This is a genomic window from Klebsiella pneumoniae subsp. pneumoniae HS11286, assembly GCF_000240185.1.
In the GTDB taxonomy this organism is placed as follows: domain Bacteria; phylum Pseudomonadota; class Gammaproteobacteria; order Enterobacterales; family Enterobacteriaceae; genus Klebsiella; species Klebsiella pneumoniae.
Genome location: NC_016838.1, coordinates 62,232 through 87,302 on the forward strand (window position 1 = coordinate 62,232; position 25,071 = coordinate 87,302).

Consider the following 25,071-nt stretch of genomic DNA (forward strand, 5'->3'; position numbering starts at 1 on the left):
GTTCAAAAAACTTCCCTTACAGTTGGTCTATGGTGATTGAAGAACTCACAATCTGTGAGCCAACTAAAATTTCCTCGCCGTAATTAAGCTGAACCGGGTTTCCCTGGTTGCTGGTGTTTTGAGGCCCATCGAAATAAAACGAATCCGTGTTATCCGCCTGTCTGACAGACGCATTTGATGCCTGCGGCGAAATCAGCATGGACACACCGCCCATCATCAATGACATCCCTCCCATCACCAGCGCGGAAGACGCACCAAAAGTCAGCCCAGAGGCCAGAGCGCCGACAGCGATCATCGCGGCGCCCACGAAAGTCTGGAACCAGCCAAACGCCTTACCACCGCTGCCACGTGGTACGGGAGTAATGCGGATTTTTGCGATATTTTCCGACTCGCCCATCATCTGGTATTCGGTGTCGTCTATTGACCACTTGTGGCCCTGCTTATTTGTGACCTGGATGTGGTACTTATCGAAGTGGTTACGGTTACGCTTAATCCAGGCTTTAAAGCCCGGGCGATTCGCCTCAATCAAATCGATGGCTTGTTTGGTGTTGCGCACCTTCAATTTCCAATGGCGGCCAAAGTTCTTTGCCATCGCACCGCCGAGTTGAACATGAACTAATTCAGACACGTCTCGTCTCCCTTGAGTAAATCCCTGTGACGCAGGTGATGCGTCGTGTGCTTCTGATACATCCCACCGTAATAAGCCCGACAGCTGAGACGGTCGATCTGGTGATGCATGATCATGCCGTCGCCGATGTATACCGCGCAGTGATCTGGCATTTTCCCGTACTGGATGAAGAAGATGTCGCCGCGCTGGGGTTCCGTCCCCGGTGCCATGCGGACAAGTCCTTCATTTCGGTAGTTCTGGTCGAGGATGTCGTTGTCCCCCGTGTACCAGGAAGGAATATGCAGGTGGGCGTTTGCATTCAGCTCAACGTCAAATTCACGCTTTAGGTAATCGCGGCACAGCATCCAGCAATCAAACACACCGAATACGTATGGGCGACCGAGGTAGGGCATCTCAAAACCACACGGATAAATGACGTTCATTTCGCTAAAGTGGAATGGCATATCGCTTTCCACATTTTTGCGAATTGCCAGAATCATCCACGGTAGTTCCGTCGCCTCGCACCCGGAGCGATCCGGGTCTGACGCCTCTGCGCTGCGCTCAACGTGAGAGTGCCAAATAGCGATCACTTCCCCAGCATCTTCGGCCGCAATAATGTCGCTGGCACGCATGACAAAATCCTCACGTGGCGTTTCAGAGACATTCATCGCTTCCATAAAGCGATATTTCTCACCCTGTGTGCGTACCAGAAAGCCACACGCTTCATTCGGGTAACGTTGGATAGCGCAACGATAGATATCCTGCATGACTTCTGAGCCCAGCTCAGGTAACGTCTGGTTACTCATATCGTGTCGCCCCAATAAATCCGCCAAAATGAATAACGCCATTCGCGAAGTAGTTGCGACGAGCATTACAGGCGTCGTAACGCTTGGTGCAGTAGTCGGCGCCGGCCAAAGAGGTTTGCTGGTTGTTTTTGTCGAAATATGGGCCGGTGTAGCCACACTCTGTTCCGCGATATTTCCACGGGCAGCTGTTTTTGATGATCTGACGATACGGCAGTTGAACACCCATCAGATCTAAGACGCTGGACAACTCGAATTCGACATACTGGTGTGTCTCCAGGGTCTTCTGTTCGACGAACCACATTTCATCAGCAAAATGCTGACTTGGGTCTGCGGTCGGGTTTCCATCCGGAAAGTTCACCGCGTCCAGAAAACGTGCCAGCGTCATCTTGCGAATGATTTTGCAGCCAATCAGATCGTCATTGGCCTGCAGCTCCGCAGAAATTACACCGTCGTAGTTGGAAACCTGAATCTTTGGACGAGGAAGTGTTCCCTGACCGCTTTTATCAAAGCCAGACGCTTTAATTGGCCACGGCTCATAGGAAACTCCCTGCCAGACAATTGGCTGGCTAAGCCCGTTGGTGCCGGCATGGAAATACAACTTGCCGCCGGAGGTTGTCACCGACATATCCAGCTCGAACAACTCAATGAGCGAAGAAGGCGATAAACTCTGAATATCAGCTCTAATACCCATCACTTCATCCTTGAAAAACTCAACGTCACATCCTGTGACGTTGGTATATAATAATAGATAAGTACTTACTTATCTATAGTCGCAAATTAAGACTCAAAAACCTGTCTAAATGTTGCCGTAAGCACTTGATAACCTGGGTAACGTTTTACCGTATGGCTATCACAAACCACGATAATTGCTTTGCCTCTTGGGTTAGTCCAAACGAATGACTCCACCCCTGCGCGGGCAGTCAAAAAGTCATCAACGTCGTTTACCACGTCATGGCTACGGGTGAACGTGAGAGACCACTCTTCTTTAATCCGATTGAGCCCCTGCGACTGGCGCTGCTCGTAATCATCGCCGTAGTTCAGCACGGTCACGTTAGGCTTTACGGTTTTCTCAGACTCATAATCTGGATACCAATTAAATACTTTCCTCGACATATCACTTCCTTGTTATGGCCGCCCGCTAAGGCGGCCGGCTTTACTACCCTCTGGTGGTATGCGGATTAAGTGAACCACCAGAACGTTTCTCTTCGGCAATCGTCTCAAGCACAATCGACTTAATTTGCCGCGCTGCACCGTTCCAGAGATTGCTCTCGCTTCCACTGCTGCTCTCGCTGGTTCGTCCATCCTTGGTCACATTGATTTGAATTGAGACAGGGGACACCGCGTTACCCGTACTCTTTCCAGCCGACTCTGCAGAAAGTGTGACTGGAATGGTTCGACCATCTGGCAGCGGTACGTAAGCCTCATTCATTGAGCCCTCGCCAAACATCGCCAACTGCGGTGAGGTGGCGATTCCGCCTTTCTGATAGGCTCTCAGAGGTACAACCCCTTCCTTGCCAAAGATGCCGCCATTGGCGTGTTTCTTCACATTAGGCTTTGGCTCAGATGAAGACGATGAAGCTGACCCAGCCCAGGCGGACACTGCGGTACTGGCCAGTGACAGACCGAAATTTAGCCAACGGCTGGACGAACTCGACGACGAAGCACCTACCATGGCGAATGTAGCTGCCAGCGCCCCAGCCGCGGTAGACAGATTCCCCATACTGAGGATGCTGCTGTTAACCGCTTTGGTTTGATCTTTTGTAGCGTCAGTACCGGTGAACAATGACTTAGTCCAGTCCCAGACGCCATTCACCGCCTGACTTAAACCACTGGCCGCATTCTGAGACGCTTGCCCCATAGAGTTCACGCCGGAGGCTGTCTCCTTAGTGGCCTCGCCGACAGATTTATCCCCATTGGCCACCGACACACCAGAATTACCTAGCTGAACCCCTTGATTAGCGATCGCAGACGCTACGCCATTCATGAGATTTCCACTTTGTGCATTGCCAGCGTTTGTCGTTCCCATTCCCAACATATTCATGAGAGGCAGAGTGATCTGAGTCTTCACGACCATGTTGGTGATGTCTTTAAGGAACGATGTGGCCAGACTGGAGATGCTCATCTTCCCGTTAACAACAAAGTCAGTAAGCGTGTCAGTTAAACCGCTAAACAGATCTGTCCAGGTACCTTCGATCTGGTCAGCCAGGTTTTCATATTCCAGAGCCAACTGCTGGGTCGCTGTGCCTGTTTGCTTAATCAGCGCATTATTGCCAGCGGCCACCAGCTGATTAAGCTGCTTGTTGTAAAGCGAGATGATTTTCGGGTCAGTCGCCTTATCACGCAGCTCGATCAGCGCCTTAAGATTGCGGTTGTAGGTATCCGAAAACTCGGCAGCCTTCTCCTCATGGCTTTGCATCAAGCCTGCGCTGATAATCGAATCCGATTCCGGCGCCCAAGCGCTGATCATTTGCTCGACGTTACGGCGATTAAACATTTCACGGTATTCGGGGGTAGCGTTCCTCAAATCCGCGAGACGTTTTTTTGGCCTGGTCAACCATCTCCTGCGAGATAAACTCGTTAGGCGTGGCGTTTGCAAGATCGGTTAGTGACTTGGTGACATCACGCAGCGACTGATCAAACGACACAGTAGCCTTTGAACTTTCGCCCATTTGCCCCATGAGCTGATCAGCTTTATCCAGAGCCTTCTGGTAGCCGGCAGCCAGCTTCTGTTGCGCTCTTTCCTCCCTTTTCGCGGCGCGTTCAGAGGCATTCGCAGTACGCTTCCCTGCCCTCTCGGCAGCAGCGGCATCTTGTTCACGAGCTTTGGTTAATGCGGCTATGGCGGCTGCACGCTCCTTCTCGCTCATCTTTTCCAGAGAAGATGCAGTTGAGGCTTTCTGCAGGTTAAGCTGAGTTTTAAGCTGCTTCGGCCCAATGATAGGTTTTCCTTCAAAATCCATCATTGGTGTGCCATCAGGCAGCGTTCGCTGGTAAACCGCAGAGTCCATCTGGTTGCGCATGTACTGCGCGAGCGCTTTGTCAGCGCCTTTGTCGCTGGTGCCCAACCCAAGCACTGTTCCTTGGTTGGTCTTCACGCCCTTCCCGGTTTTCGCCGCGTTATCGCGTTCAAACTCAGCCTGTGTCAGTTCCTGAGCAATCGTCTCCAGGTGTTCCTGATAGCCGCGAATACTGCCCTGCAGCTTCTGTACCTGTTCTGTGTTTCCTTCTTTTTTCGCCTTTTCCAGCAAATCGCTAAAATGTGCGATCTGCTTTTCAGTTGCGGTCTTACGCGATGATAAAGAGTCGACAAGTTTCTGGGCCGGCTGCAGATAAGATTTGTTTACTGTCTCTCGAAGCGGCGCAAGCAGCTTGTTCTTCTCATCATCGGACAGTGTTTTGTCGTCATTGATCTTCTGGATTTTGTCCAGTGCCTCCTGACGCGCTTTAACAAACGTAGCTGAGAAGAGCTGATTGTCCGCCCGGATTTTCTCGATCTGGGATTCAGCAGCCTCTTTCGCCAGACGTTTGGATACAGCGCCATCCCCCAGCGCGATGGTGTCAGTGGTTCTCTTGTACTCTTCCTGATTTTTCTTCAGTCGAGCCTCAACAACCTCTTTAGACTCCTTAACGGCAACAGGGCCGGCGACAGTGGAAATGTAGTTCACACTTTCGCCAGTTTTAAGCGCTTGCTGATCCCGCTGAATTTGCTTCTCTAGCTGCGATGCGCGCTCCGCCATTTGTGCTCGCTTGGCTGCCGTCATCGCTTCGGGGATTTTGCGAATCTCCTCAACAACTTTGGACGTTTCGTTGCGAAGCATGGTCATGTAGGTGATCAGCCCGGCAACAGCCACTGTTGCAACAGTAAACGCAGCACCAATCGGGTTTGCTGCGATAAACGCAGTGAGCCCAGCGAATGCCCCTTTCAGCCCCGTAATCGCGCCACGAATGGCAAAAATGAGCGATGGGATTGGTGCCAGTCCCATGCGTGCAGCACGATTGAAACGAGTGACTGCCGTCGCTCCCAGCGTGAATGGTGTCTGGATTACAGTGGACATTTTCATGAAGGTGGAAAGCATCTGGCCGCCGGCGCCGACAACACCTAAAATGCCCGCTCTGAGCATTTTAAATGCCACCATTCCGGCGACAATTTTGCCCAGCGTAATAACCAACTCCTGATTCTTAGCCAACCATTGCGCCAGCTCGCGCAGGCCATCAATCGCGGTGGTAAGCCCCTCTCCCAATGAATTAGCGAACGAAATGCCTTCTGCGCTGTTCATTACGGCCGACAGCTCTTTCATCCCCTTGGTCAGAGAGTCAAGGTACCCAGCCTGACCCACTCGATCGGCAAACAGAGTGAAAGAGGTTTGCAGCTGCGCCAGCGCACCGGTGTAGGTTTGCATCATATCTTTGGCGGCATTTTCGTTTTCCGCACGCAAACCAACAAACATCAACGAAAGAGCCTGTTTCGCTTCAACGGTCCCACTGGATACGGCTTTGGTTAGCTCCCCCATCGTGATACCGGCCGCATCTGCCATGGCCTTCATCGCATTTGGAACCGCTTCACCCAATTGCTGGCGGAGCTCTTCCATCGACACGACGCCCTTACCAGACATTTGCTGGACAGCCACCGCCGCTCGCTTAAGCAACTCACTATCGCCACCAAAACGTGCGACTGAGTCCACCAGTGCCTTTAACGAACCATCAGTGGGATCGAGCCCAGCAGAACGGAATTTCACAAATGAGTCGGTTAAGGCCTGCATCGCAAATGGGGCGTTTTTCGCCATATTCACGATATACTGCATGTCTTGAGCAGCGGCTTCTCCAGGATTGACTTTATCCTTGTTCAACCCACGCAACATGACACGCATACGCTGCATTTCGGCCGCAGCATCTACGATCGGCTTCTGCCAACCAAACAGGATGTCAGTAACCGTTCTGGCAGCATCCCCAATTTCTCCCAGAAGGAAAATATTGCCGCGTAATCCAGAAAAGACGCCATTTTCACGACTGCCACCGCGATGGGACGCAGCGGTAAATCGATCAGCGCCACCTCCGCTGCCTCCCCCACCCGTTGTGGTTGTTCTGACCCTGACTGGACGGCTGATCAGCTGCTGGCTTCGAATAACGCCATCCATCTGATCTTTGACTTTTTTTAACCCCTCGGCCGCCTGGCTTGTCGTTGTTCCCCAATTGCTCAGACGCTTGCTGGTCGCATTTAGTCTGGTGTTCATTCCACCAAGAGAAGTAGTGGCACCCTTGATCTCAGTGTTGAATTTACCGGCATGGTCTCCTGCGTATTTAACCCAATCAGAAAACTCATTGAGTTCCGACTGAACCTTCCGCAATGAGGCCAGGAACTTGTGCGTAGACGATGTGGCTGAATCAACGCGATCTGTGAATGTCCGCAAATCAGTGCTGATAGCGGACAGTTCACGTTGTGCCTTTCGAGAGGTGTTGGAAACGAGTTCAAAACCGGCAGCTACGTCCTGTAGTTTGTCTGCCGTAGAATTGAGTCTGGTTTCAAGAGCGCCAAGAATGCTGGAGACCGAACCCAGAGAGCGCTCGAGGTTTTTAATTTTTTGAGCCGGTTTGGTAGCCCGCTCGCCAAATTTGGTAAGTAATTTACCCGCCCGGTCGATTGACGCCGTAAACTGTTTGTCTTCCAGCGACAGGATAAACTCTACGTTTTGTGACATTCCCTTGTCATCCTCTGCCAAAAATTTGCATCAGCTGCTCTTTGGCGTCGGGGTCTGCCTTATCCATATGCGGACGGTAGACTTTATCAGTAACGACTGGCCTTCCAATCCTGAGTTGCAAACCCTCCATGAACGCCTTAACGCCATCGCCATCCGCTTGGGCGACGCGGGCGACCTGCAGATTGCGGACATCCTCTTCCGCTCGCAGACGATCGATATTGCGGCTGAGCATCCAGAACATGGTCAACGGGACACTCAGTAGCTCTATTGGCGATACGGCGTAGTGAGCAACTACACGACTGAAATAGAATCCGAGATCTATCGAAACGGTCTTTACCCCGGATTCATCGCGGGATATTACTTTGCCCCTTCGCCAGCCGCTTTTTCGTTCTCTTCATCAATCACTTCCATGGCGAAAGTGAAGATCTGCTGGAGTTGCTGGACAGTCAGTTTTTCCAGAACGGAGTCAGGTACTGACGGAATGACTTTGCGTACCAGTTCTGCGTAGGCAGTTACCTGGTCGACGGGAGACATATTCATGAGGTCTTTGTCTTCCATCTGCTTGATAGAAACAAAGAGGCCGACGGTCATTTCAACGATGGGATATTCTTTGCCACCAAATTTGATGCTTTTTTTCGGCGGCAGAATGGAGTCGAGATCGAGTAATTTGGTCATGGTTTAAATCCTTTTAAACTCATACAGAGGCCCATCCATGGGCCTCTTGGGTTATCACAATTTAGCTTGCGGCAGTTACAGAGACGGCTTTGGTCGCCTTCTTGGCGCCGTCATTAGTTGTGAAGGTGATATTGGCTGAACCGACAGCTTTACCAGTTACCAGTCCGTTCTGATCTACGGTTGCTTTATCAGTCGCATCAGAGCTCCACACGCCAGTCTTATTGGTTGCATCGGCCGGGGTAAAGGTTGCGCTCAACTGAACTTTAGCGCCCACTTTTACGGTCGGTGAAGACGGGGTCAGCGTGACGCTCTCAACCGGCTTTGGGAGGCTCATTTTCCCCAACACGCCAGCGTCGTCCGGGTAAGCGGAAAACTCAACTGAGAACACGCGAACGTCGTCAGACTGGTAGGTCATGGTGAAGTTACCCGCGGTTGCTGCTTTAGGGATGGTCAGAACATAATCCGTCGCATCCTGCGGGGTCAGCACCAACTCTTTTGCAACGTCGATCAGGTTCACACCCTGCGCAGACGTGATGGTTACGGTATCTTCGCCAGAACTCAGCGTTGAACCTGGCATCAGATCGACCATGTTTTTCAACACGGATTCAGCCAGCGGCGCAGTAATGGTGATGTTGCGGCCTTGGATCAGCTCGGAGATCGTGGTCTGGCCCAGCTGGTCTACGGTCACTTTCAGCGTTTCGGTTGCGATTTCAACCTGAACACCGCCTTTGGTGTAACCCAGATCCACGCCACCAAACGACACCTTGCAGGCGCCAAGCTTGATGTTTTTAACATGGGTATTGGACATTATTGGAAAACTCCTTTTTCCGTTAAAACAGTGTCATTCCGACACACAATGGTAAGTATATACTTACTTATTTATTCAGTTCAATAAAGTACCCGGCAAATTCAAGTGGAATCCCTGTTTCAATAAGCGATCCGTCATTTATTGGATACGTTATTGGCATCGCCATCGGCCTAACCATTTTGAAGAATACCCCGTCAGACTCAACGTTGCTAACAGGAAGGATATCCATGATTTTGTTGGCCATTTCAACAGATTTTGTGATACTCGCATTGCGAACTACTATCGTGAATGAGTCGAAGTAAAAACCCTGCAAATCCGGGTCGATGGCTATGCCTGTATTGGGATTAATCAGCAAAATGCCAGACTTAACTTTTGCTGGCATATAGTGACAGAAAATGTCCGTCCCTACTTTTCCAAGCCCATTTTTCTGTATCAATTTTGCGAATGCTTCTACAAACATGTCAACCTCGCGTAAATCCTGCTTTTCTGGCAGCTTCCATGATCGTTTGCGAAAATTGCTTTTCGCTGATCTGAGTCGCTCGCTCAAGGAAATATGGGCCCACTTTAGGCTTCACGCCGGCGACAGGAGGGTTGGTAACATTCTTCATACGAGACAAATAACCAAGACGGTACTTACCAAGCTCCATGTATTTGGCATAGTCCCCAACCTCAACGCCTGGATGCCCTTCTCGCTGCTTTGCGCCTGAAACGGAAAGCTCAATACGAAGCCCCGCGTATCCTTCTTTTACAACCCGTGCAAAAATGGCGCTCTCAAGCGAACCGGTTTCAAGCGGGGCCATGGCTCGTGCCAGTCGTTCAACCAGACGCGCCAGCTTTTCCATGTCCCTGATTAGATATCGCTTGAACGCTTTCTGGCTGTTATTAAGTCTGGCGCCGGCACGCTTAAACTGGTGTGCGTCATATTTCAAACCCATATATTCGCCCCCAACTCAAGATGCCCAGGGCGGCCACGTAGTCCCCATCGCCGATGTACGCTTGAGACCTTCAGCTTCTGTCCCTCCAGCACAAGAACGTCATCGAGTTGAACAGCGGCTTCAAGTGGAACAATAAGTACAGCGTCAAACAACTCCAGCGCCGCCTTTCCGCGGCTTCCAGAGCTATCTGCCCTGACGGACGATTTTTCATTGCTCTGTTCAAATTTAACGACGCCTACTTTCGTCTTCCTGACGAACTGCAATTGCGCTTCACCGTAGACATTTTTGGAACCAAACCGGTAGATCGACAATTCGGCTTGCCACGAAATATTCATCCACTCTCCTTGTGTGAAGTCGTCGCACTCATTACCAGGCGGAGGCGCGGTTTCCCGTCTTTGGCCTGTCGACCAGAAGTAAAGAGCACGACGTGTGTTACGCACGACGAACAATCATCCGATTGTTGATGTAACTAATAAGCAATCGCCAGGTGCTGCGGGCCACACGGACATTCGCCACTTTGCTTGTGCGGTACATATTGGTTGTTTCACCGATCGATTCAGACAAAATGCCGTCTTCTCGCGCACTCGCAATATCGTTGCCATTGGCGATCTCGCATGCCTCATTAACAGTGGCCAGAAGCAGCGCCTCTTTAAAGTAGTCTGGCAAATCCGCAAACTGCTCCGAAGTGATCCGCTCCCAGTCCACCAAATCCTGCCGATACACGCCGTCAGCCCCCCAGGGAATGTCATAGACATTCAGCATGTTTTGGGGACGGTCATACCGATCGAAATCGATGCGCATGATCCTCCGGATAGAGAAAGGTAAGGTTTTGATTCGCCGTGTCGCTTCGATTAGCCGCTTGCGCATCAAACCCTCTCCATCAGCCAGCAATGTATCTCCATTGATCATATCAATGGCCTGCATTTGAGCATCGGCTACGGTGGCAAACGACTGAGCCGGGACGGATAGTTCAAAGCTATTAAGCAGCACATACATCTGCCGCTCTTCATGGGTTAGCCCACCCGCTGTGGCCTTCACGATGACGTAGCGCAGATCACGCTCTTTTTCGACCAGCTGGTTATGCTCTGCTGAGATCACAACCGGTATAGACATTTGGCCTTCTGCAATATCGAGAGGCTCTTCGTCCACAAGTGTTGTGCCTGCACTATCTCGCACCGTATAAGAGGCGGAGTCGATATCCAGTACGTTAAAGGCGAAGGTCAGAGACACGATGTCTCCGCTACGAAACGTGTCGATCAGAGCCATCACTCACCGCCTTGTGCTTTCAGGATGCCCTCGATCATTTCAACAATGCCCTTCGCTTTCACGCCAAGCGTGTTGCCGATCTGGCGCAGGCCGGCGATACCTTCACAGTCAGCAATGGACTCCAGCTCTTCTCGGGTGAAGCGCTGCACTTGTTTGTCTCCTCCTTCGCGACGCCACGTTTCATAGGGACAATATCAGGGGCCGTAGGCTCCACAATCTGATCGGCCACCAGCTCGTTACGATTGCTGAAGGCAGCTGATGGAGAGACATTTTGCCCATCAATCGTTTCGGCACGCATTGAGGCACAGATCCGCTGTTGATCGAGGAATGGCAGCTCTGCTACGGAAATGCCGTCTTTAAAGTAAACGCCGCACAGGATGCCCGTGTATCCAAGGAACTGAGGTTCCAGAAGATGAATTTTTGCTGGTTTCATGAGTTTTCCTCTGAACAGGGTGGCCAGAGCCACCCCTTGTTACTGAATCAGGCTGCAGCTGCTGTAACTTGAACAGTTGCGGTTGCTTTATGGCTGCCGTCTGCGGTCGTGACTTCAATTGTTGCAGTCCCTTCTGCAACGCCGGTCACGAGACCAGTAGCCGCGTCAACCGTTGCAAATTCAGCATTTTTCGACGCCCAGGTAACTTTCTTGTTGGTAGCACCAGCAGGCGCCACGGTAGCCGTGAGTTGAACCGTTTTTTTCACCTCCACCGATGCCGACTTAGGACTTACCGACACACCAGTAACAGCGACAGTGGGCTCCATCGGAACCGCTCGCATAGCTGCGGTGATACGGTTCTGCATGCGCTCGTTTACTGGATGATCGGACACCGATTTAGTGAAAGAAGTACGGAACATAACCCCCGTAAAGTCGGTGAAGGCCTTTTCAGTGATCTTCACTTTTTTTTCTGACATATATCGCTCCCATAAAAAGGGCGGGCGTATAGCCCACCCATTTAAAAATAATAGGTAAGTACTTACCTATTATTAGGATTAAATTTTGACGTTAGTCAGCGCCGCGATAGCTTTGTCGTGCTTATTGGCCAGAGAGCAGTACCACTTCACACGAGTACGTACTGCGTCTTTGTTCTGAACGGTGCCAATGTTTTCCACAACGATACCGGCGTTTTCGCCGCCGTACAGACCAGTTACACCGTTTTCTTCAGAAAGGTGCAGACAGTAGATATCCGCTTTGGTGGAGTCCGCAACCGGAATGAAGTCGTTTACGATAAACGGAACGCCGTTATGGCACAGCATTGGTCGACCGAAGTTTTCCATCATGATTTCGGACGGGCCTACGTTTACAGTTCGCAGCAGCGCACGATATGCGCGAAGATGCTCAGAACGCATCATGATGCAGTCTGCGCCCAGATCTTTAACTGCGTCGACCAGTTCGTCGAACATAGAGAAAGTCATGGATGCGCCGGAGATGTCGATCTTCTGATCATCATGCATCAGCTTCGGAATACCGTCGAAGGCTTTGTTGTTAGTGGTGGAGTCGCCAACAATCAGATTGCGACGGAAGGCACGAGCCAGACCTTTGACTTTCTGACGAACCTGGATAGCCAGCTGGTTGTTGGTATCAGCCATAGTGGTAGCCAGGAATTTGTCGACGTCAACGTCGCCAGCCAGAATGCGCAGCTTCGCAACTTTCTCTTCGAAGGTTGCTGCACCTTCGGTGATGGTGTCGTTCACATCAATGAAAGTAGCTTCGCTCAGGGTTTTTTCGCGGTTATACAGATATGCCTTCGAATTGATCTTCATGAAAGGCAGGACGGCGAACAGGTCGTCACGATCGATAATGGTCTCGATCACGCCCTGTTCAAGCTCGTTATTAGACAGCTTTTCAGCTTCTTCACGCAGTAATGGCATCTTTCATTTCCCTATGATTTAAGATGTTACTTGATTCCGATTTTCCCTAAACCGGCAGTCAACTTATCCATTGTCGACTTGTTCTTCGGCTGGGTTACTTTGTGGGTCGGTTTACTAATTGAACCAGCACCCTGCTTAGCTTCGCTGCGCAATAAAGCGTCAGCTTCCGGATCTGCACGTAAAATACGCTCAATCGCGGATTCGAACGGTAACGGCTTACCTTCGCCGTCAACCAGAACAGCACGCTCTTTCTGACCTGCCGGCTTGTCATAGCCAACGACGTTACCGTCTTCACCCACTTCGAAATGAGAGCCGTAGATAACGCGGGCCTTAGCCGGAGTCATCAGAACTTTTTCACGCAGGAAATTGGAGCCAGAAAAGGAAGCGCCGACGGTCATTTCAACCAGCTGGGCTTTAAGTGCGGCGTTTTCGCTCTCCAGAGCGGAAAAACGTTCATCACGTTGAGCCATCTCAGCCTGGTGAGCTTCGATCATTTGCTTTTTCACAGCATCGAATTCACCGCGGCGTTCCAGTTCAGCTTGCTCCGCCTCACGGCGTGCGTTTTCTGCGGCTTGCTCAGCTTCAAGAAGCTGGCGTGCTCGTGCCGGATCGATATCACCGTACTGAGCCAGCTGATCGGCCATGGCACGCTCTTTTTCCTTGCGTTTCATGTTCTCTTTCAGCAGGTCAGCACCGGCTTTCTTGGATTTACGCAATTCAGCGAGCAACTCTTCCTGAGTCATCCCTCCGAATTCATCGTCTTCGATTTTCGGCTGATCTTTCTGCTCGCCGTTCTGCTTACCAGATTCCTGGGTGCCCTGCTCTTCTGCACCAGCGGGAGCTCCAGCACCTGCGCCACCACGTTCATGTGATTCGGCGACATCCATGAGGCCACGACGGGCCATTAGCATTTGCCACAGATTCATAAAAATTCCTTTTAATTACTTATCACTCGGTTGCTTGAGTTGATGAGTTCCCATTCCCTTGGGATAGATCTTGTCCGCTCTCTTGGACTGTATCACGATGATAAGTAAGTACTGACTTATTTTCAAGGGTGTTAAGAGCATTTTTTGGCGGAAAATTCAAGAGATCTTTCTCAAATTCTTTCTGCATCGCGGCCGAAATATTCGGGAAGATTTTCTCAATGAGCATTTCCATCTGATATCGACGCACAGAATCCGGTGCTTCCAGCAGACCAAGTTTCTCGGCAACGGCAAATTCATCCGTCAGACCGCGGATATCAAAGCTCTCCGGATAGGCAATCAGCGAATGCTCCTCATCGAGATCGACCCCCATCCACTTCGCCGCCAAAAACATCATCTGGCGTTCAGCCCGCTCAAGACGCTCGGCTTTAGTAATAAGCAGACTATTAACCCGCTGAAAGTCATATAACTTGGCGGCCCCGGATGAATTATCGATCCCCTTAGCGTTATCCTGCTTTGTTCGCTCGCCAGCGACCCCAACGGAGTGGTAGATCTCATTAATCACGGTCTGGATAGTGGTGATGATCATCTGAGCTTGCTTAGGGTCTGGCGACAAATAAAAAGGCTGGTTGCCACTTTCCGAGTCATAGGTGAAGACGCGTTTTGTCCCCATTTCCATTACCTTTGCGTGATTCTCATCGCCTGGCAGGAGCGACTGAACAGGAATGGCCAGCTGGCTGAACGTCTGATCCTGAATAATGGCGTCAAGGTTCGACAGATAGTTGGCTACTGCACGGTCAAGGTAGGCGATATCATCAATAAGCGACGGGCTAAATACGGCGATTCGCTCTCCCCTATGCAATCAACAGGAAACACAGGTACAACGCCAAGTTTGTGTTCGCCTTTATCTTCAAGCACAACTTTTGCGGTCCGACGACCGGCATTCCCGGCGCCTTTCTTAACCTCTTCCCGGAATAAATACCACTCGTTACGTGTCCATAGACGATAACGCTGATATTCCTGGCCAGATGAGGTAAAAGGATCTTGATCATCGCGCGCCACTTCGACAATCAGCGCCCAGATCAAATTGCCGTCATCGTCCCACGCCATATCCAACATCTGCTGCGGAGAAATCCAGTAGGCATAGGCGCGAACATCCTTCTTCTTCTCGTCAGCGACGGATTCTGCGTCACTATCCATCGTGCTATCGACCACCACCCAGACACGACCATAGATGGAGGACTGGAGGTCAAGCGCGGACATAAAGCCATCGATGGAAACATTCTGTCGTGTCGCGCGTTTCCAGAATTTCTGAATTGGCTCAGGCGCTTCTTCTACATTTCGATGGATGTCCTCTTTGAAGAGATATTTATTAATCAGGTTCACCACTTCCCTGGTGTGATTGAAGCGGTAGGCGCGTTCCAGACGCTCCTTGAACTCCTGATCACCTTCTTTGAAGTATCGGAAAATGTTGTCATCGAACCAGGCACGCCCGCCAGCGTATGTGCTGGCGAGGAAATCCCAGTGCTCTTTTTTCTTTATGTATTCGGGGTGGCGTCTTGCCACAAGATCCTTAATTTGCTTATCAGTCAATTCCATTTGCTTCTCTTCCATGATAGGTAAGTACTTACTTATCTTGAACCACCAAGAATAACACGATTTTTTACGGGATACCTACGATGAACCGGGTAGCCCAAGGCATCCGCGCTGTGCTCAATCCCCCCGCTCTTATCCATATCGCGAGAGCCTGGTTTGTAGATAACTTTCTCCAGTGAATCGATGAGATGTTTGCACTTAGGGTCGATATACAAACGAGTTTCGCCAGAGGCGCTCATCAACATGCGATTCACTGAGTTCACACGATCAGCAATCGGTGGGTGCTTTTTCGGATAATCAACACGCAGAAAGCCCTTCTCCTTGAAGATGTCGATGTCCGATTCCCCACGAGCGTGCTGACGATAGGCGCCGGCCGGGTCTGGAAAAATTGTGACCTGCGATTTCCACCGCCAGAAGCGGCGCTCCAGCTCATCGCACACTTCTGCCGTATTCGACGAAAACAAGACAAGCTCATCCACAGCCCACAGCTCCCCATTCGGTTGTGGCTGCAGGATGACCGACGACATTGGATCAATGTTGAAGTCCTGACCTACCCACACCGGTAATTTAGGATTGAACTGCAGCGGCTTAACGTGAACGCTACGATCGAACGGGTAATACACGCGCCCTGACATGTTTTCGAAGCTGGCGAGGTACTCCTGAGCGAACGACTTAGGGTCCATATCGTTCTTGGCTGCCTCGATTTCTGCCGTCGGAACGAATGGTGAATCAGCGGTTACAAACTGCCAGCTTTTCCACTGACCTTTGCGCTGCAGCTCTTTGTTCTGCCCGATAGTCCATAGTTTATGGAATTCGGAGAACCCTTTCGGTGTACCGATGATCAGCGCGCCGCCGCGGGTGGATGACAATGTCGGACGGAGAACCTTGTACCAGGTGTCTGGCTTCATATCCTGGAACTCGTCGAGCACAACGAAATGCAGCGCAACACCACGAAGCGTATCCGGTTTATCTGCGCCTTTAAGCGCGATCTCCGAACCGTTTTTCAACACGATGGTCATCGTGGTGTCGTTCTTCTTCCGAATCCACTTACGCGGCAGAACTTCCTGCAGATCATCCCAAAGAATCTGGCGCGCCATTTGGTAGGTCGGCGCGACGTACCAAACTCGTTGTTTTCTCTCCTTAGCGGCAGCACGAATGATGGTTGAGATCGACAGCCTCGATTTACCCCAACGTCGTCCGGCGCACACCACTTTGAAACGATGTGGCGACTGGAAGACTTGCATCTGCCCGGAATGCAGCTGTACGAGACTTAGAGACGACGGGATGGACATGGTTATGCATCTCCATCATCATCTTCGCCCGATGCGTCAAAATCGCTCTCAGCTTCGCTCAGCGCTTCTTCTTCGAGTGATTCCAACAGATCGTCATCAATCACTTCGGGCTCATCATCTTCCTTGCGCAGCTGGGCCACCTGTGATGGGGTTAGCTCGCCAAAGACAAGGTTCGGAATATCCTCTTCACCGCCTTCGTCTTTCTCCATGCCCAATGCCTTGGAGGAAATTTCGAAGCATTTGGCCAGCGTGCCGCTGGCGCGCTGCAGGCTTTTAAGATCGTCCTCAATCGAGGCCAGTGGCTTGCCTTCGCGCTTTGCTGTAGTGACCTCGACCATTACCATCTGACCAAGGGCATACGCCCAGCCGTCATAGCGTGTCCGGCGGTCTTCTATCTTTTCGGCTCGGGCTTTAGCGCGCAGTTCTGCATCGGACTTGAGAGACTCGCGCACCATCTTCCCAACAGAATCAGCGCCTTTCTCTAATCCACGCTTTTTGAAGTGTCTGGAGAGCGTTTCACGACGGATGCCGTACTCTTCTTCCAGTTTTGAGAGCGTATACTCGCCCGAAGTCCATTTCGCTTCGGCTTCCGCCCATTCAGCCGGAGTCAGGCGAGTTTTGCTCTCGTCTTTTTCGACAGTCATAGATCCCTCTAAAACACACACAGAGCGCTTCCTTGCGCTCTTAAACAATTTGTTTTCTGGTTGTATTAATTAGGTCTGGGGAATCTGTTTGAGAGCCTGCTTTCGTATATATTTAATAAGTGACTTATTAGTTATATATACAGACGCAGGCTGTTAATCTGACTCCCAGACCAACTTACATCACCAGTAACTTGGCTCTGGCTCGACCTAATGTCGTCAGCCCCAGAGTTCGACGCTGGTAGCCAGAATCCTCTCGCGGCCGGCAGTCGTGCTTTTCGACCAAACCTTTCTTGATCAGCGCGCGCAGGGAGAATTGCATAGACTGCTTTGTCGTCCGGTAAGGCAGCACTTCCAGCAGCTCGTCCAGATCGAGCAAATGTCCACGTTCATGGCCTAAGTTGATGGTCTTAATGATGTCTTTCTGTTTATCAGTCAGTGTCATGGCAAATCCTTATGCCGGTAACGCAATATCCAGTGGTGCATTCAGCGGTTGTTTATCAAAAGCCAGCAGTGGCAGTGTGTCAGGCAGCTGGCGACCAAAATCAGGGTTGCGATAAACCCCATAGAGCGGTGAAGTGAAGCTCAGATTGTGAATATCCTTGAGCAGTTTCACGATGCTGGCCTCATCCACCAGGCTATCCGCGATATCCTGAATGGTAGTGCCACGGTTGCGGCCTGCTTTTGCCAGAGAACTATTCTTGTGGTAGTCCGCCACCAGATCTCGCAGTGCGCGGCGCCGGCGTGAATCAGTCATCGCAAACAGCTCCTTCACAATCGCTTCGTTGTCGCCGGGGTCAGAACGAAAATGGCGCTGAAAAACACGAAGCGCGCTTTCGTAGCTCTTCGGACGTTCAGGACGGATGAAGCAAAACCCTGCTTTCATAGCAAACGGGTTATATTTGCTCATCGACGACTGGATCTCGATGATTGGCCGGTCATGCATCCTGCTAACCAGATTAATCATGCGATACGACACCCCGACGCCACGATACTGGGTGTCCACTACAGAGCGGCTGATCACAGCGAAGTTGTTGTTTACGTAACGTCCCCAGTACTGATTTGCCACAGTGGTGTTGGTTGTGGGTTTCAGCTTTGGAAACATGCGATGCCGCGGCGCCAGCAGCAGTTTAGGGAAGGCCATAACTACAACGCCTACCAACCGACCATCTAGCTCACAACGGTAGTAGGTAGGGGCGAACGGCTTCCCATCTGTCTTGTAGTGAAGCGACTTAAGCGCGTGCCAGTCTTCTACCGTCCCCCTGGTGACGGTCATGCGCTCAAGAAAGTCCAGATGGCGCGGGAACTCCTCCGGGCGATACCGTTTGATGATGATGTCTGTCATGCCGATCACCTGCGCTCGATATTGGCATTGATGAAGTCCAGGCGAAGCGATTCCATCGCCCCAACCATGACGTATGGGCGCCCACCGTTATGCCAGCAATCCAGAACACTCCCGTCGTTATTGATCATCAGCAGCGCCAGGCTCTGGCTTTTGCCTTCTCTGGCGTACTGGAGTGCATCTTCCAGCAGGCGGATGACTTCAACGTTATTGTTGTCAGTCTCTTTCGATGGCTTCCGCTCTACGATCTTCAAATCAGGCATATTCCACCTTCACGCGTTCTTTGTAGTGCTTGGTGATCTGCATATCCGGGCGCAGCGCGTTCTTCAGGTCTTCGTGGGTCGTCGCCACCATTACCGTCGCACCTACCTTTCGCGCGGCACGCTGGAGGTTCGACGCCACAACCTGGGCGGTAACACGATCAAGAACTGCGCCAAATTCATCCGCAGCCCATACCTTTGCGCCCGACTCAATAAGCTTGGCGATCTTGAGCCGGTATTTCTGGCCATCCGACATTTCAGAAGGTTTGCGCACAAAGAGATAGGCATCATTCAAGCCAGCCATCGAAAGCAGCCCTAACGCTTCGCTGGTGGTTTTACCCAGTTGGTCAATGACATTGACGTCGTTGTCAAAGGTAAAGTCATCAATGGAGGCGACTGAAAGCCCTTCATCTTTCATCTGGCGTTGTAGCTCACGCAGCACGACAGATTTCCGGAGCCTGACTGGCCAGTGATGTAGACCACATCACCCTGCTCGACTTCCAGCTCAAGATTGTCGTAAAGCGTCCAGTCTTTTTCATCCAGACCAAGCCCAAACGATTCGGCGATCTCAAGCGTGCGAGTGGTCTTGTTGACACGGGTCTGGAACGATACGTTGATGGTATATGTGCTCATGCTTCGACTCCCCCGGAGGAAACTTTCTGCGCATAAGCAACGAACGCGTCTACCCCGCTCTCTCCCGTGATTTCTTCCATGTGGGCAAGCAAATCCCCCACGACAATCGCAGAGCCAGCAGGGAGCGTCTTAAAACCCAGAACATCGACCACTCGAACCTCTTCGGCGGCGACTTCGCGACTGATTTCGGTGTGCTCTTCTTTCTGGCGCTCGGTTTCCTCCCCCAGATCCATAACCAGTGCGCCAGTATCCATTTCTTCGGTCATGCTACCGACCAGCACGTTCAGCTCACGCTCGTCAAAGCCGAAGACTTCAACGTCACCAAATACCAGAGACTCCAGCTCTTTCTGTAACTTGATGGCATCGTAATCAATGCTGGCCAGCCGGTTATCCTCCAGACGCTTCGCCTTCACTTCTTCATCGGACAGATCGTCGCGAACGATCACCGGCACACTTTTCAGCCCCGCTAAAAGCGCAGCTTCGCGGCGGCCATGGCCAGTAATGATGACATCGTCTTTATCGACAGTGATCGGCTGGTCAAAACCACGCTTTTTTATGGCTGCGGCCAGGTCACGGATCTGCTGCTCGTCATGCTTTTTGGCGTTCATTTCATAGGGAATGAGCTCTGCCGGGTCTCGGTAGACGATTTCGAACGTTTTGGTCATTAAATACACTCCTTGTAGTTATCGACCAGCCATACCAGAGCTTCACCAGCATTCTCCATGTCGTTGCCGGTGTTGATCGCCTGCTCTTTGATGATGGATTTAATGGTTTCGGTAACGCGATCAGAAGCGTCAAACGTCACTTTGAAGCGCATGGTCTGGTGTTCCGCACCGACACGCTCAGCTTTTTCGCGAGAGTCCTTCTCAATGGGCTCTTCGTCGCCACGCGACAACGCCTCAAGCATTTCCAGGTCAATTGCCGACTCACGAGCCAGTGTGGCCGCCAGTTCGTCGTCGTAAGGGGCAATTTCCGACAGCTGATAATCGAGTTCGGACTGAATTTCCTCGATCAGACGCTGTAATGCGACCTGATCGTCTTCGCCGTATCGCTCGTTATCGACCAGAGACATTTGTTTCGCTACCAGATCGCTTATTTTGCCCACCGATATAACAGGAACCGTGGAAATACCCTGTTCCATAGCGGCTCGCCAGCGATGTTCGCCACCGAGGATCTCAAATTGGCCACCGTCCAGCTCACGCGCGAGAATTGGCTTGAAAAAACCCAGTTTTTCGATGGAGCCTTTCAATTTTTCGAAGTTTTGAGCACCAACCGAGTTGGTGTTCCAGGGATTTGGCCGGAGTCTGGCAATTTCTACCTGCAGAATGGTAATTTTTACGTCCATACTTTTTGATACAATCCATTGCATAAGTACTTACTTACTATTCTAGCCAATTAACATATAAAAGGCACGAAGGAAAGATATTTATGACTGTTAGGATTGTTTCGAACGCGGTCAACGCTATGGTCTCCGGCGCTGATGACAACGTGAAGCGACTCGTCCAGGAAATGCTGAGTTACGAAGTCGAAGCTGGCGACTGGAAAGGCACCAGTACTATGTTCAACTGGAGCAAAAATGCCTTCCCCGCGGGTTTTGCTAAATCGGTAGCAGCAAATCTGGTGAAGGCTGGCATTAAATGCGTGCATATTCGCAAAGACAAGGTTCCGGCGCTTGGTAAACCAAACCCGGCAGTTAACCCTTTCCCCTATAATCCGGACTATGCGTATCAAGATCAGGCTGTAGAGACACTGGTTCGCGAAGGAATGATGATTGCGCAGATCGCCACTGGCGGGGGAAAGTCGAACGTAGCTTGCAAAGCCGCGGCGCGTATTGGTCGCATGACGCTGTTTTTAACCACCCGCTCTGTTCTTATGTTTCAAATGGCAGATAACTTCCAGAAGTCGATCGACTATCGCGCTGAGAATGGAGAGCCGTGGCTTAAAGGTCAGAAGGTTGGCATCATTGGTTCTGGTGAGTTTCAGGTGTCTCGCCATATCAATGTCGCAACAGTGCAAACCCTGGCGAGTTTTCTTGAAGAGCCTCCACGCGATATGCCGGCGGAGAAAAAGGCTTATCATCTTAAGCGCCGGGAGCTGATTAAGCGATTCCTCTCAAGCGTCTCACTGCTAATCCTCGAAGAAGCCCACGAATCCTCCGGTTCAAACTTTTATGACATCGCCAGGCTTTGCATTAACGCAGACTATCGCCTGGCGCTGACGGCAACCCCGTTTATGAAGGCTTCAACTGAGGCCAATATGCGTCTGATGGCGGTTGCAGGACGCATCGAGATAAAGGTCACTGAAAAATATCTGATCGAGCGAGGTATTTTGGCTAAACCTTACTTCGTATACCATAAAATCGCGTACACTCCGGATGAGGCTCGTATACGAGCGGAGCTCGCTTCCAAGCATCTGAACTTCAGAGTTGGTATGAGCACGCCGTATCAGAAAGCTTATCAGCTCGGTATCGTTTACAATATTGGACGTAACGAGGCCGTCGTTCGCGACGCGCTGATGTACCGTGATCATGGACTGAACTGTATGACCCTGGTGAGGATCAAACGCCACGGTCAGATACTGATGGAAATGATGAAAGAGAGCGGCTTACGGGTAGATTTTATTTACGGTGAATCCAACCAGAGTACCAGACAGGCTAAGCTTAACAGCCTGGCTGCAGGGAAAATTGATGTGCTGATCGGCTCTACGATACTGGATGTCGGTGTCGATGTGCCAAGTGTTGGCGCCGTAATTCTTGCCGGAGGAGGCAAGGCCGAAGTCGAAATGCGTCAACGTGTTGGTCGCGGCCTTCGTGCCAAGAAGAATCAGGCAAATGTGTGTTTTATTTCGGATTTTATCGATATAAGCAACAAACACCTGATGTCACACTCATACGAACGAAAACACATTATTGACACCACTCCCGGGTTTGCGGAAGGCGTGTTGCCTGTCGGGAGCAGTTTTGACTTTGGTGTATTACAAAGAGATTAATTATGACCGAAAATCGCTCAATTTCATGTCAGGTGAAGCTCACCGAAAAAGCCAACGAAAAGCTTGGTTCGTTCAAAAAGCGCCTGAAAGAGCGCAACATCAAAATGTCGAAGTCAGACATCATTAACCTTGTTCTGACCAAGATGAGCACAGCAGAGTTTGAGAAGATCGCGACCTCGATGGCAGCGGCTGAGAACGCGAGACAGAAAGTGTTGCAGATCTACGAGAACTCCGGGATGACCAAGGAAGACTTGGAAGATATCCTCAAACGTCTCTAACGCGTACTTACGGAGGGCGTGGGTAAAACGCTCTCGCCCTCCTCTACCATTTATTTATAGGCTGTTTTCATGATGAACAGCTCTGCCGACACCGTCACCCCGATCCGATATTCGTCTTGCTTATCTTTTGACACCATGATTTCTCTTTCGGTGTTCATCTTGCCGCACATAATAGACATACCCTGCTGATCTACAGACAGAATATGCTCGCCATAAGGCAGGTTTAACTCAACCTTCTCAGATGTTTTGATATCAGCAACTGGCTCACCATCAACAGAAAGCCGGCTGGTACAAAGCGCGCCCTTACTGCCAGAGTCTCGTTTCACGATGATTTTTTGCGTATTCTCTGACGGCGTATTGTATTTGGTCGACAGTATTCTCGAAGCTGGGACTGGGTCGGCAGCACTCGTCCTGACCGCCTGGGTTGAACATCCAGCCACCAGTAAACTGGAGGTTATCAAAGCTATTAATGCGCACTTATTCATCATTCTTCACCATATAGAAACTTGCCTGCAAACTATAACAATTCTAAGTATTTGCAACAAGGTAACGCTTTTTCGCCTGTCAAAACTAAGGAAATAGAAGATAATGGTGACTCGTACCTTCTGGTAATTTTTATCGCATAACATGAGGCGTTTAAAATATGCCCAATACCATTACCGATATCACCTACGGGATACCTGCTGAGGTCTGGCCGCGCGATTACTCAAAAGTAGAGGCGTCGTTGATGTTCTGGCGCAAGGAGCAAATTCCCGTAAAGGTCACGATGGAAGATGGCCAGGTGTTCTGCATGTACGTTCAGGGGACGATGTCCTCCCGTAACAAGGTAGATCTATGCCCGGCGCCGTTCGACAAAGACAATCGTGTAAGGTTGCCACTTGAGCGAATCAGCACTATCGAGTCAGGTGTAAATGACGCTGTCACCCATGATTTCGTTGGTCGCGTAACCGTACATCCAGACTATGTTGATAACCGGCCATCCCGCCGTGATTTCTTTAAAATTTGCCGCCAGGCTCACGAGAACCATAAATCTGTAAGGGTCTACATGGCGGACGGCCGCGAAATTGAAGGTGTGTCACTTGGCGTCGACGCTTGTCAGGTCACACTTGCCGTTGGGAACGGGCGAAAAATGATCGTCCTGTTTGATTGGGTTGAACGAATTCTGCCGTTTTAAGTTATGAAGCCGATTTTACTATCCTCAATTCTATTTATTATCGCGCCTGCTGTTTCGGCAATGGACTATAAACCGGTTATCCAGTCTCTCATGAACGACGTTTGTTCATCGTCGGAGAATGTGTCGGTTTGTATGTACCAGTTTTCAGCTGCGGTTAAGGCCGGCAAATCTATTGGCGAGAGCGCCGAACTTTGTAAGGGTCTATCAAGTGACATGCGGGAGCTGCAGGACTGTGGCGAAAGCGAGTCATCGGCAGACTTTGTCGATACACTATTTGAAACCAATCGGAGAGCAGTCGTATCAACGCAATAATCTATAAGGGCAATAACCGGCTATGTCCGGTTATTATTTTATGGGTCATCTCCCGATAAATTAAATCACCAAAAGCATTGTCAGCGCCAAATATATAAGGGTAATACACCGAGTGTAGAATTTATTTAGGCAACACCTTCGAGAAAACGCGATTTATTTCTAAGACTTTGATTTATCTGCGAAATAAATTTTTTATCACCCCTTGCGAAAAACGCTTGATTTTATTTTTTGTATGTCGATAATTACTTACATCGAAAGCAAACATGCTGACGATAGACGAAAAACAAAATAAGTTTTCAATATTACATAAGGATTAAAATCATGTCTAACGTAACCATTTCTAAAAAATCCATCATTGATGCAGCTGTAGTTATCACTGACGAATTACAATTAAAAGCAGATCAAGCTACTCAGACTTACAACGAACATTATCAGAATGGCACGCACACCAAAGCAGATAAAGCTAACATGCTTGCAGCGTCTACTAAACTTGCATACTTCGTGAATAACGTTGTAAACGCAGTAAACGACGATAAGTTGTCTGGTGTCTTCTACTACGCGATTAAAGCAAGCAAGCAAACGCCAGAAGTGTTTTTCCGCGAAGCGATGACAAATAGCTACTCTCTCGAAAAGCTGGTTTATCTGGTTAAATCTATCAAGTCTGGTAAATGTGTGTATTCAGTCGCTGATATGTCCGGATCTCGTGTATTCGCTTTAATCGATATGATTAACGATGAGATCGACACGTTCACAAATGGTGCTGTTTTCGATTTGATGAATGAAGCAAAACAAGCAAATGAAATTAAGTTAGATGCAGGATATACGCAAGCCAACCAGCTGATCAATCTGTGTGAACGTCTGGGACTGGTCGAGAAGATTAAAGGAATGGGCGCTGCCAAAAACGGATCGCAGCAATATCGCTTCATCAAAAATGATTTTTATAACTATCTGGCTGACGCTTTCAAAGCATAAG

At 50.3% G+C, this 25,071-nt stretch carries 35 protein-coding genes and 1 other annotated feature; of the genes, 6 read left to right on the forward strand and 29 right to left on the reverse strand.

The annotated features are described in order from the left end of the window. Nucleotides 1–16: 16 nt before the first annotated feature. The 14 genes from KPHS_p100620 to KPHS_p100750 form a co-directional block, all read right to left on the reverse strand. Nucleotides 17–628: a putative phage tail protein gene (locus KPHS_p100620; protein YP_005220869.1), complete on the reverse strand. Its 612-nt coding sequence runs from the start codon at nt 626–628 to the stop codon at nt 17–19. After that, on the reverse strand, nt 616–1,413 hold the full coding sequence (locus KPHS_p100630) for a putative phage tail protein (protein YP_005220870.1): 798 nt from the start codon (nt 1,411–1,413) through the stop codon (nt 616–618). The genes KPHS_p100620 and KPHS_p100630 overlap by 13 nt, the downstream gene beginning before the upstream one ends. Next, nucleotides 1,406–2,104, reverse strand: a complete 699-nt coding sequence (locus tag KPHS_p100640) for a putative phage tail protein (protein ID YP_005220871.1) — start codon at nt 2,102–2,104, stop codon at nt 1,406–1,408. Before KPHS_p100640 ends, KPHS_p100630 begins: the two co-directional genes overlap by 8 nt. 86 nt (nt 2,105–2,190) lie before the next feature. Further along, nucleotides 2,191–2,526 (reverse strand): minor tail fiber protein M, encoded by a 336-nt coding sequence (locus tag KPHS_p100650; protein YP_005220872.1) that lies wholly within the window; start codon nt 2,524–2,526, stop codon nt 2,191–2,193. 43 nt (nt 2,527–2,569) lie between these two features. Then, a complete protein-coding gene (locus tag KPHS_p100660; protein YP_005220873.1) occupies nt 2,570–3,907 on the reverse strand; it encodes a putative phage tail tape measure protein in 1,338 nt (445 codons plus the stop codon). A gap of 1 nt (nt 3,908) precedes the next feature. Further along, nucleotides 3,909–7,109 carry a hypothetical protein gene (locus KPHS_p100670; protein YP_005220874.1) on the reverse strand — a complete coding sequence of 1,067 codons (3,201 nt, stop codon included), beginning with the start codon at nt 7,107–7,109 and terminating at the stop codon, nt 3,909–3,911. A gap of 7 nt (nt 7,110–7,116) precedes the next feature. Then, a complete protein-coding gene (locus KPHS_p100680; protein ID YP_005220875.1) occupies nt 7,117–7,341 on the reverse strand; it encodes a hypothetical protein in 225 nt (74 codons plus the stop codon). Nucleotides 7,342–7,466: 125 nt separating this feature from the next. Further along, the gene (locus KPHS_p100690; RefSeq protein ID YP_005220876.1) at nt 7,467–7,784 is read right to left on the reverse strand and encodes a hypothetical protein; all 318 of its coding nucleotides are present in this window, start codon (nt 7,782–7,784) and stop codon (nt 7,467–7,469) included. A 61-nt stretch (nt 7,785–7,845) separates the two neighbouring features. Next, nucleotides 7,846–8,592, reverse strand: coding sequence for a hypothetical protein (locus tag KPHS_p100700; RefSeq protein YP_005220877.1), 747 nt, complete (start codon nt 8,590–8,592; stop codon nt 7,846–7,848). A gap of 67 nt (nt 8,593–8,659) precedes the next feature. Continuing rightward, on the reverse strand, nt 8,660–9,052 hold the full coding sequence (locus tag KPHS_p100710) for a hypothetical protein (protein ID YP_005220878.1): 393 nt from the start codon (nt 9,050–9,052) through the stop codon (nt 8,660–8,662). Between the two features lies 1 nt (nt 9,053). Further along, complete coding sequence (locus KPHS_p100720) at nt 9,054–9,527, reverse strand: hypothetical protein (RefSeq protein YP_005220879.1); 474 nt, start codon at nt 9,525–9,527, stop codon at nt 9,054–9,056. Next, entirely contained in the window at nt 9,518–9,862 is a 345-nt protein-coding gene (locus tag KPHS_p100730) for a hypothetical protein (protein ID YP_005220880.1), read from the reverse strand. The genes KPHS_p100720 and KPHS_p100730 overlap by 10 nt, the downstream gene beginning before the upstream one ends. 97 nt (nt 9,863–9,959) lie before the next feature. Beyond that, entirely contained in the window at nt 9,960–10,793 is an 834-nt protein-coding gene (locus tag KPHS_p100740) for a hypothetical protein (protein ID YP_005220881.1), read from the reverse strand. Next, complete coding sequence (locus KPHS_p100750; RefSeq protein YP_005220882.1) at nt 10,793–10,942, reverse strand: hypothetical protein; 150 nt, start codon at nt 10,940–10,942, stop codon at nt 10,793–10,795. The genes KPHS_p100740 and KPHS_p100750 overlap by 1 nt, the downstream gene beginning before the upstream one ends. 167 nt (nt 10,943–11,109) lie before the next feature. On the opposite strand from KPHS_p100750, the gene KPHS_p100760 reads away from it, so the two are divergent. Continuing rightward, a complete protein-coding gene (locus tag KPHS_p100760; protein YP_005220883.1) occupies nt 11,110–11,298 on the forward strand; it encodes a hypothetical protein in 189 nt (62 codons plus the stop codon). On the opposite strand, the gene KPHS_p100770 is transcribed toward KPHS_p100760, so the two are convergent. From KPHS_p100770 to KPHS_p100900, 14 genes are all read right to left on the reverse strand, one after another. Further along, nucleotides 11,274–11,702: a hypothetical protein gene (locus KPHS_p100770; protein ID YP_005220884.1), complete on the reverse strand. Its 429-nt coding sequence runs from the start codon at nt 11,700–11,702 to the stop codon at nt 11,274–11,276. The genes KPHS_p100760 and KPHS_p100770 overlap by 25 nt on opposite strands. Nucleotides 11,703–11,780: 78 nt before the next feature. Next, nucleotides 11,781–12,659 carry a hypothetical protein gene (locus KPHS_p100780; protein ID YP_005220885.1) on the reverse strand — a complete coding sequence of 293 codons (879 nt, stop codon included), beginning with the start codon at nt 12,657–12,659 and terminating at the stop codon, nt 11,781–11,783. Nucleotides 12,660–12,685: 26 nt separating this feature from the next. Continuing rightward, complete coding sequence (locus tag KPHS_p100790) at nt 12,686–13,585, reverse strand: hypothetical protein (protein YP_005220886.1); 900 nt, start codon at nt 13,583–13,585, stop codon at nt 12,686–12,688. 22 nt (nt 13,586–13,607) lie between these two features. Then, nucleotides 13,608–14,255, reverse strand: coding sequence for a hypothetical protein (locus KPHS_p100800; RefSeq protein YP_005220887.1), 648 nt, complete (start codon nt 14,253–14,255; stop codon nt 13,608–13,610). 113 nt (nt 14,256–14,368) lie between these two features. Then, the gene (locus KPHS_p100810) at nt 14,369–15,196 is read right to left on the reverse strand and encodes a hypothetical protein (protein YP_005220888.1); all 828 of its coding nucleotides are present in this window, start codon (nt 15,194–15,196) and stop codon (nt 14,369–14,371) included. A 17-nt stretch (nt 15,197–15,213) separates the two neighbouring features. Continuing rightward, a complete protein-coding gene (locus tag KPHS_p100820; RefSeq protein YP_005220889.1) occupies nt 15,214–16,470 on the reverse strand; it encodes a hypothetical protein in 1,257 nt (418 codons plus the stop codon). Nucleotides 16,471–16,472: 2 nt separating this feature from the next. Next, nucleotides 16,473–17,114, reverse strand: a complete 642-nt coding sequence (locus tag KPHS_p100830; protein YP_005220890.1) for a putative DNA-binding protein — start codon at nt 17,112–17,114, stop codon at nt 16,473–16,475. 175 nt (nt 17,115–17,289) lie between these two features. Then, complete coding sequence (locus KPHS_p100840) at nt 17,290–17,556, reverse strand: hypothetical protein (protein ID YP_005220891.1); 267 nt, start codon at nt 17,554–17,556, stop codon at nt 17,290–17,292. 9 nt (nt 17,557–17,565) lie between these two features. Beyond that, a complete protein-coding gene (locus tag KPHS_p100850; RefSeq protein YP_005220892.1) occupies nt 17,566–18,456 on the reverse strand; it encodes a hypothetical protein in 891 nt (296 codons plus the stop codon). Between the two features lie 5 nt (nt 18,457–18,461). Further along, nucleotides 18,462–18,716, reverse strand: a complete 255-nt coding sequence (locus KPHS_p100860; protein ID YP_005220893.1) for a hypothetical protein — start codon at nt 18,714–18,716, stop codon at nt 18,462–18,464. Then, nucleotides 18,709–19,131, reverse strand: a complete 423-nt coding sequence (locus KPHS_p100870; protein YP_005220894.1) for a putative ABC transporter ATP-binding protein — start codon at nt 19,129–19,131, stop codon at nt 18,709–18,711. Before KPHS_p100870 ends, KPHS_p100860 begins: the two co-directional genes overlap by 8 nt. Then, nucleotides 18,709–19,346, reverse strand: a sequence feature (potential frameshift: common BLAST hit: gi|18466740|ref|NP_569547.1| putative ABC transporter ATP-binding protein). It overlaps the preceding gene by 423 nt. Beyond that, nucleotides 19,128–19,346 carry a putative ABC transporter ATP-binding protein gene (locus tag KPHS_p100880; protein YP_005220895.1) on the reverse strand — a complete coding sequence of 73 codons (219 nt, stop codon included), beginning with the start codon at nt 19,344–19,346 and terminating at the stop codon, nt 19,128–19,130. Its footprint overlaps the feature before it by 219 nt. The genes KPHS_p100870 and KPHS_p100880 overlap by 4 nt, the downstream gene beginning before the upstream one ends. After that, a complete protein-coding gene (locus KPHS_p100890) occupies nt 19,343–20,011 on the reverse strand; it encodes a hypothetical protein (RefSeq protein YP_005220896.1) in 669 nt (222 codons plus the stop codon). Before KPHS_p100890 ends, KPHS_p100880 begins: the two co-directional genes overlap by 4 nt. After that, a complete protein-coding gene (locus KPHS_p100900) occupies nt 20,011–20,715 on the reverse strand; it encodes a hypothetical protein (RefSeq protein YP_005220897.1) in 705 nt (234 codons plus the stop codon). The genes KPHS_p100890 and KPHS_p100900 overlap by 1 nt, the downstream gene beginning before the upstream one ends. Before the next feature lie 59 nt (nt 20,716–20,774). On the opposite strand from KPHS_p100900, the gene KPHS_p100910 reads away from it, so the two are divergent. Beyond that, entirely contained in the window at nt 20,775–22,334 is a 1,560-nt protein-coding gene (locus KPHS_p100910; RefSeq protein YP_005220898.1) for a putative helicase, read from the forward strand. A gap of 2 nt (nt 22,335–22,336) precedes the next feature. Next, nucleotides 22,337–22,612, forward strand: a complete 276-nt coding sequence (locus KPHS_p100920) for a hypothetical protein (RefSeq protein YP_005220899.1) — start codon at nt 22,337–22,339, stop codon at nt 22,610–22,612. 50 nt (nt 22,613–22,662) lie between these two features. Here the strand turns inward: KPHS_p100920 and KPHS_p100930 are convergent, their stop codons facing one another. Next, nucleotides 22,663–23,097 carry a hypothetical protein gene (locus KPHS_p100930; protein YP_005220900.1) on the reverse strand — a complete coding sequence of 145 codons (435 nt, stop codon included), beginning with the start codon at nt 23,095–23,097 and terminating at the stop codon, nt 22,663–22,665. A gap of 158 nt (nt 23,098–23,255) precedes the next feature. Here KPHS_p100930 and KPHS_p100940 point away from each other — a divergent pair, with 158 nt between their 5' ends. The 3 genes from KPHS_p100940 to KPHS_p100960 all read left to right on the forward strand — a co-directional run bounded on the left by KPHS_p100940 (nt 23,256) and on the right by KPHS_p100960 (nt 25,070). Continuing rightward, complete coding sequence (locus tag KPHS_p100940) at nt 23,256–23,786, forward strand: putative transcriptional regulator (RefSeq protein ID YP_005220901.1); 531 nt, start codon at nt 23,256–23,258, stop codon at nt 23,784–23,786. A gap of 132 nt (nt 23,787–23,918) precedes the next feature. Further along, nucleotides 23,919–24,098: a hypothetical protein gene (locus tag KPHS_p100950; protein ID YP_005220902.1), complete on the forward strand. Its 180-nt coding sequence runs from the start codon at nt 23,919–23,921 to the stop codon at nt 24,096–24,098. A gap of 321 nt (nt 24,099–24,419) precedes the next feature. Beyond that, a complete protein-coding gene (locus tag KPHS_p100960; RefSeq protein ID YP_005220903.1) occupies nt 24,420–25,070 on the forward strand; it encodes a hypothetical protein in 651 nt (216 codons plus the stop codon). Nucleotide 25,071: the final 1 nt, after the last annotated feature.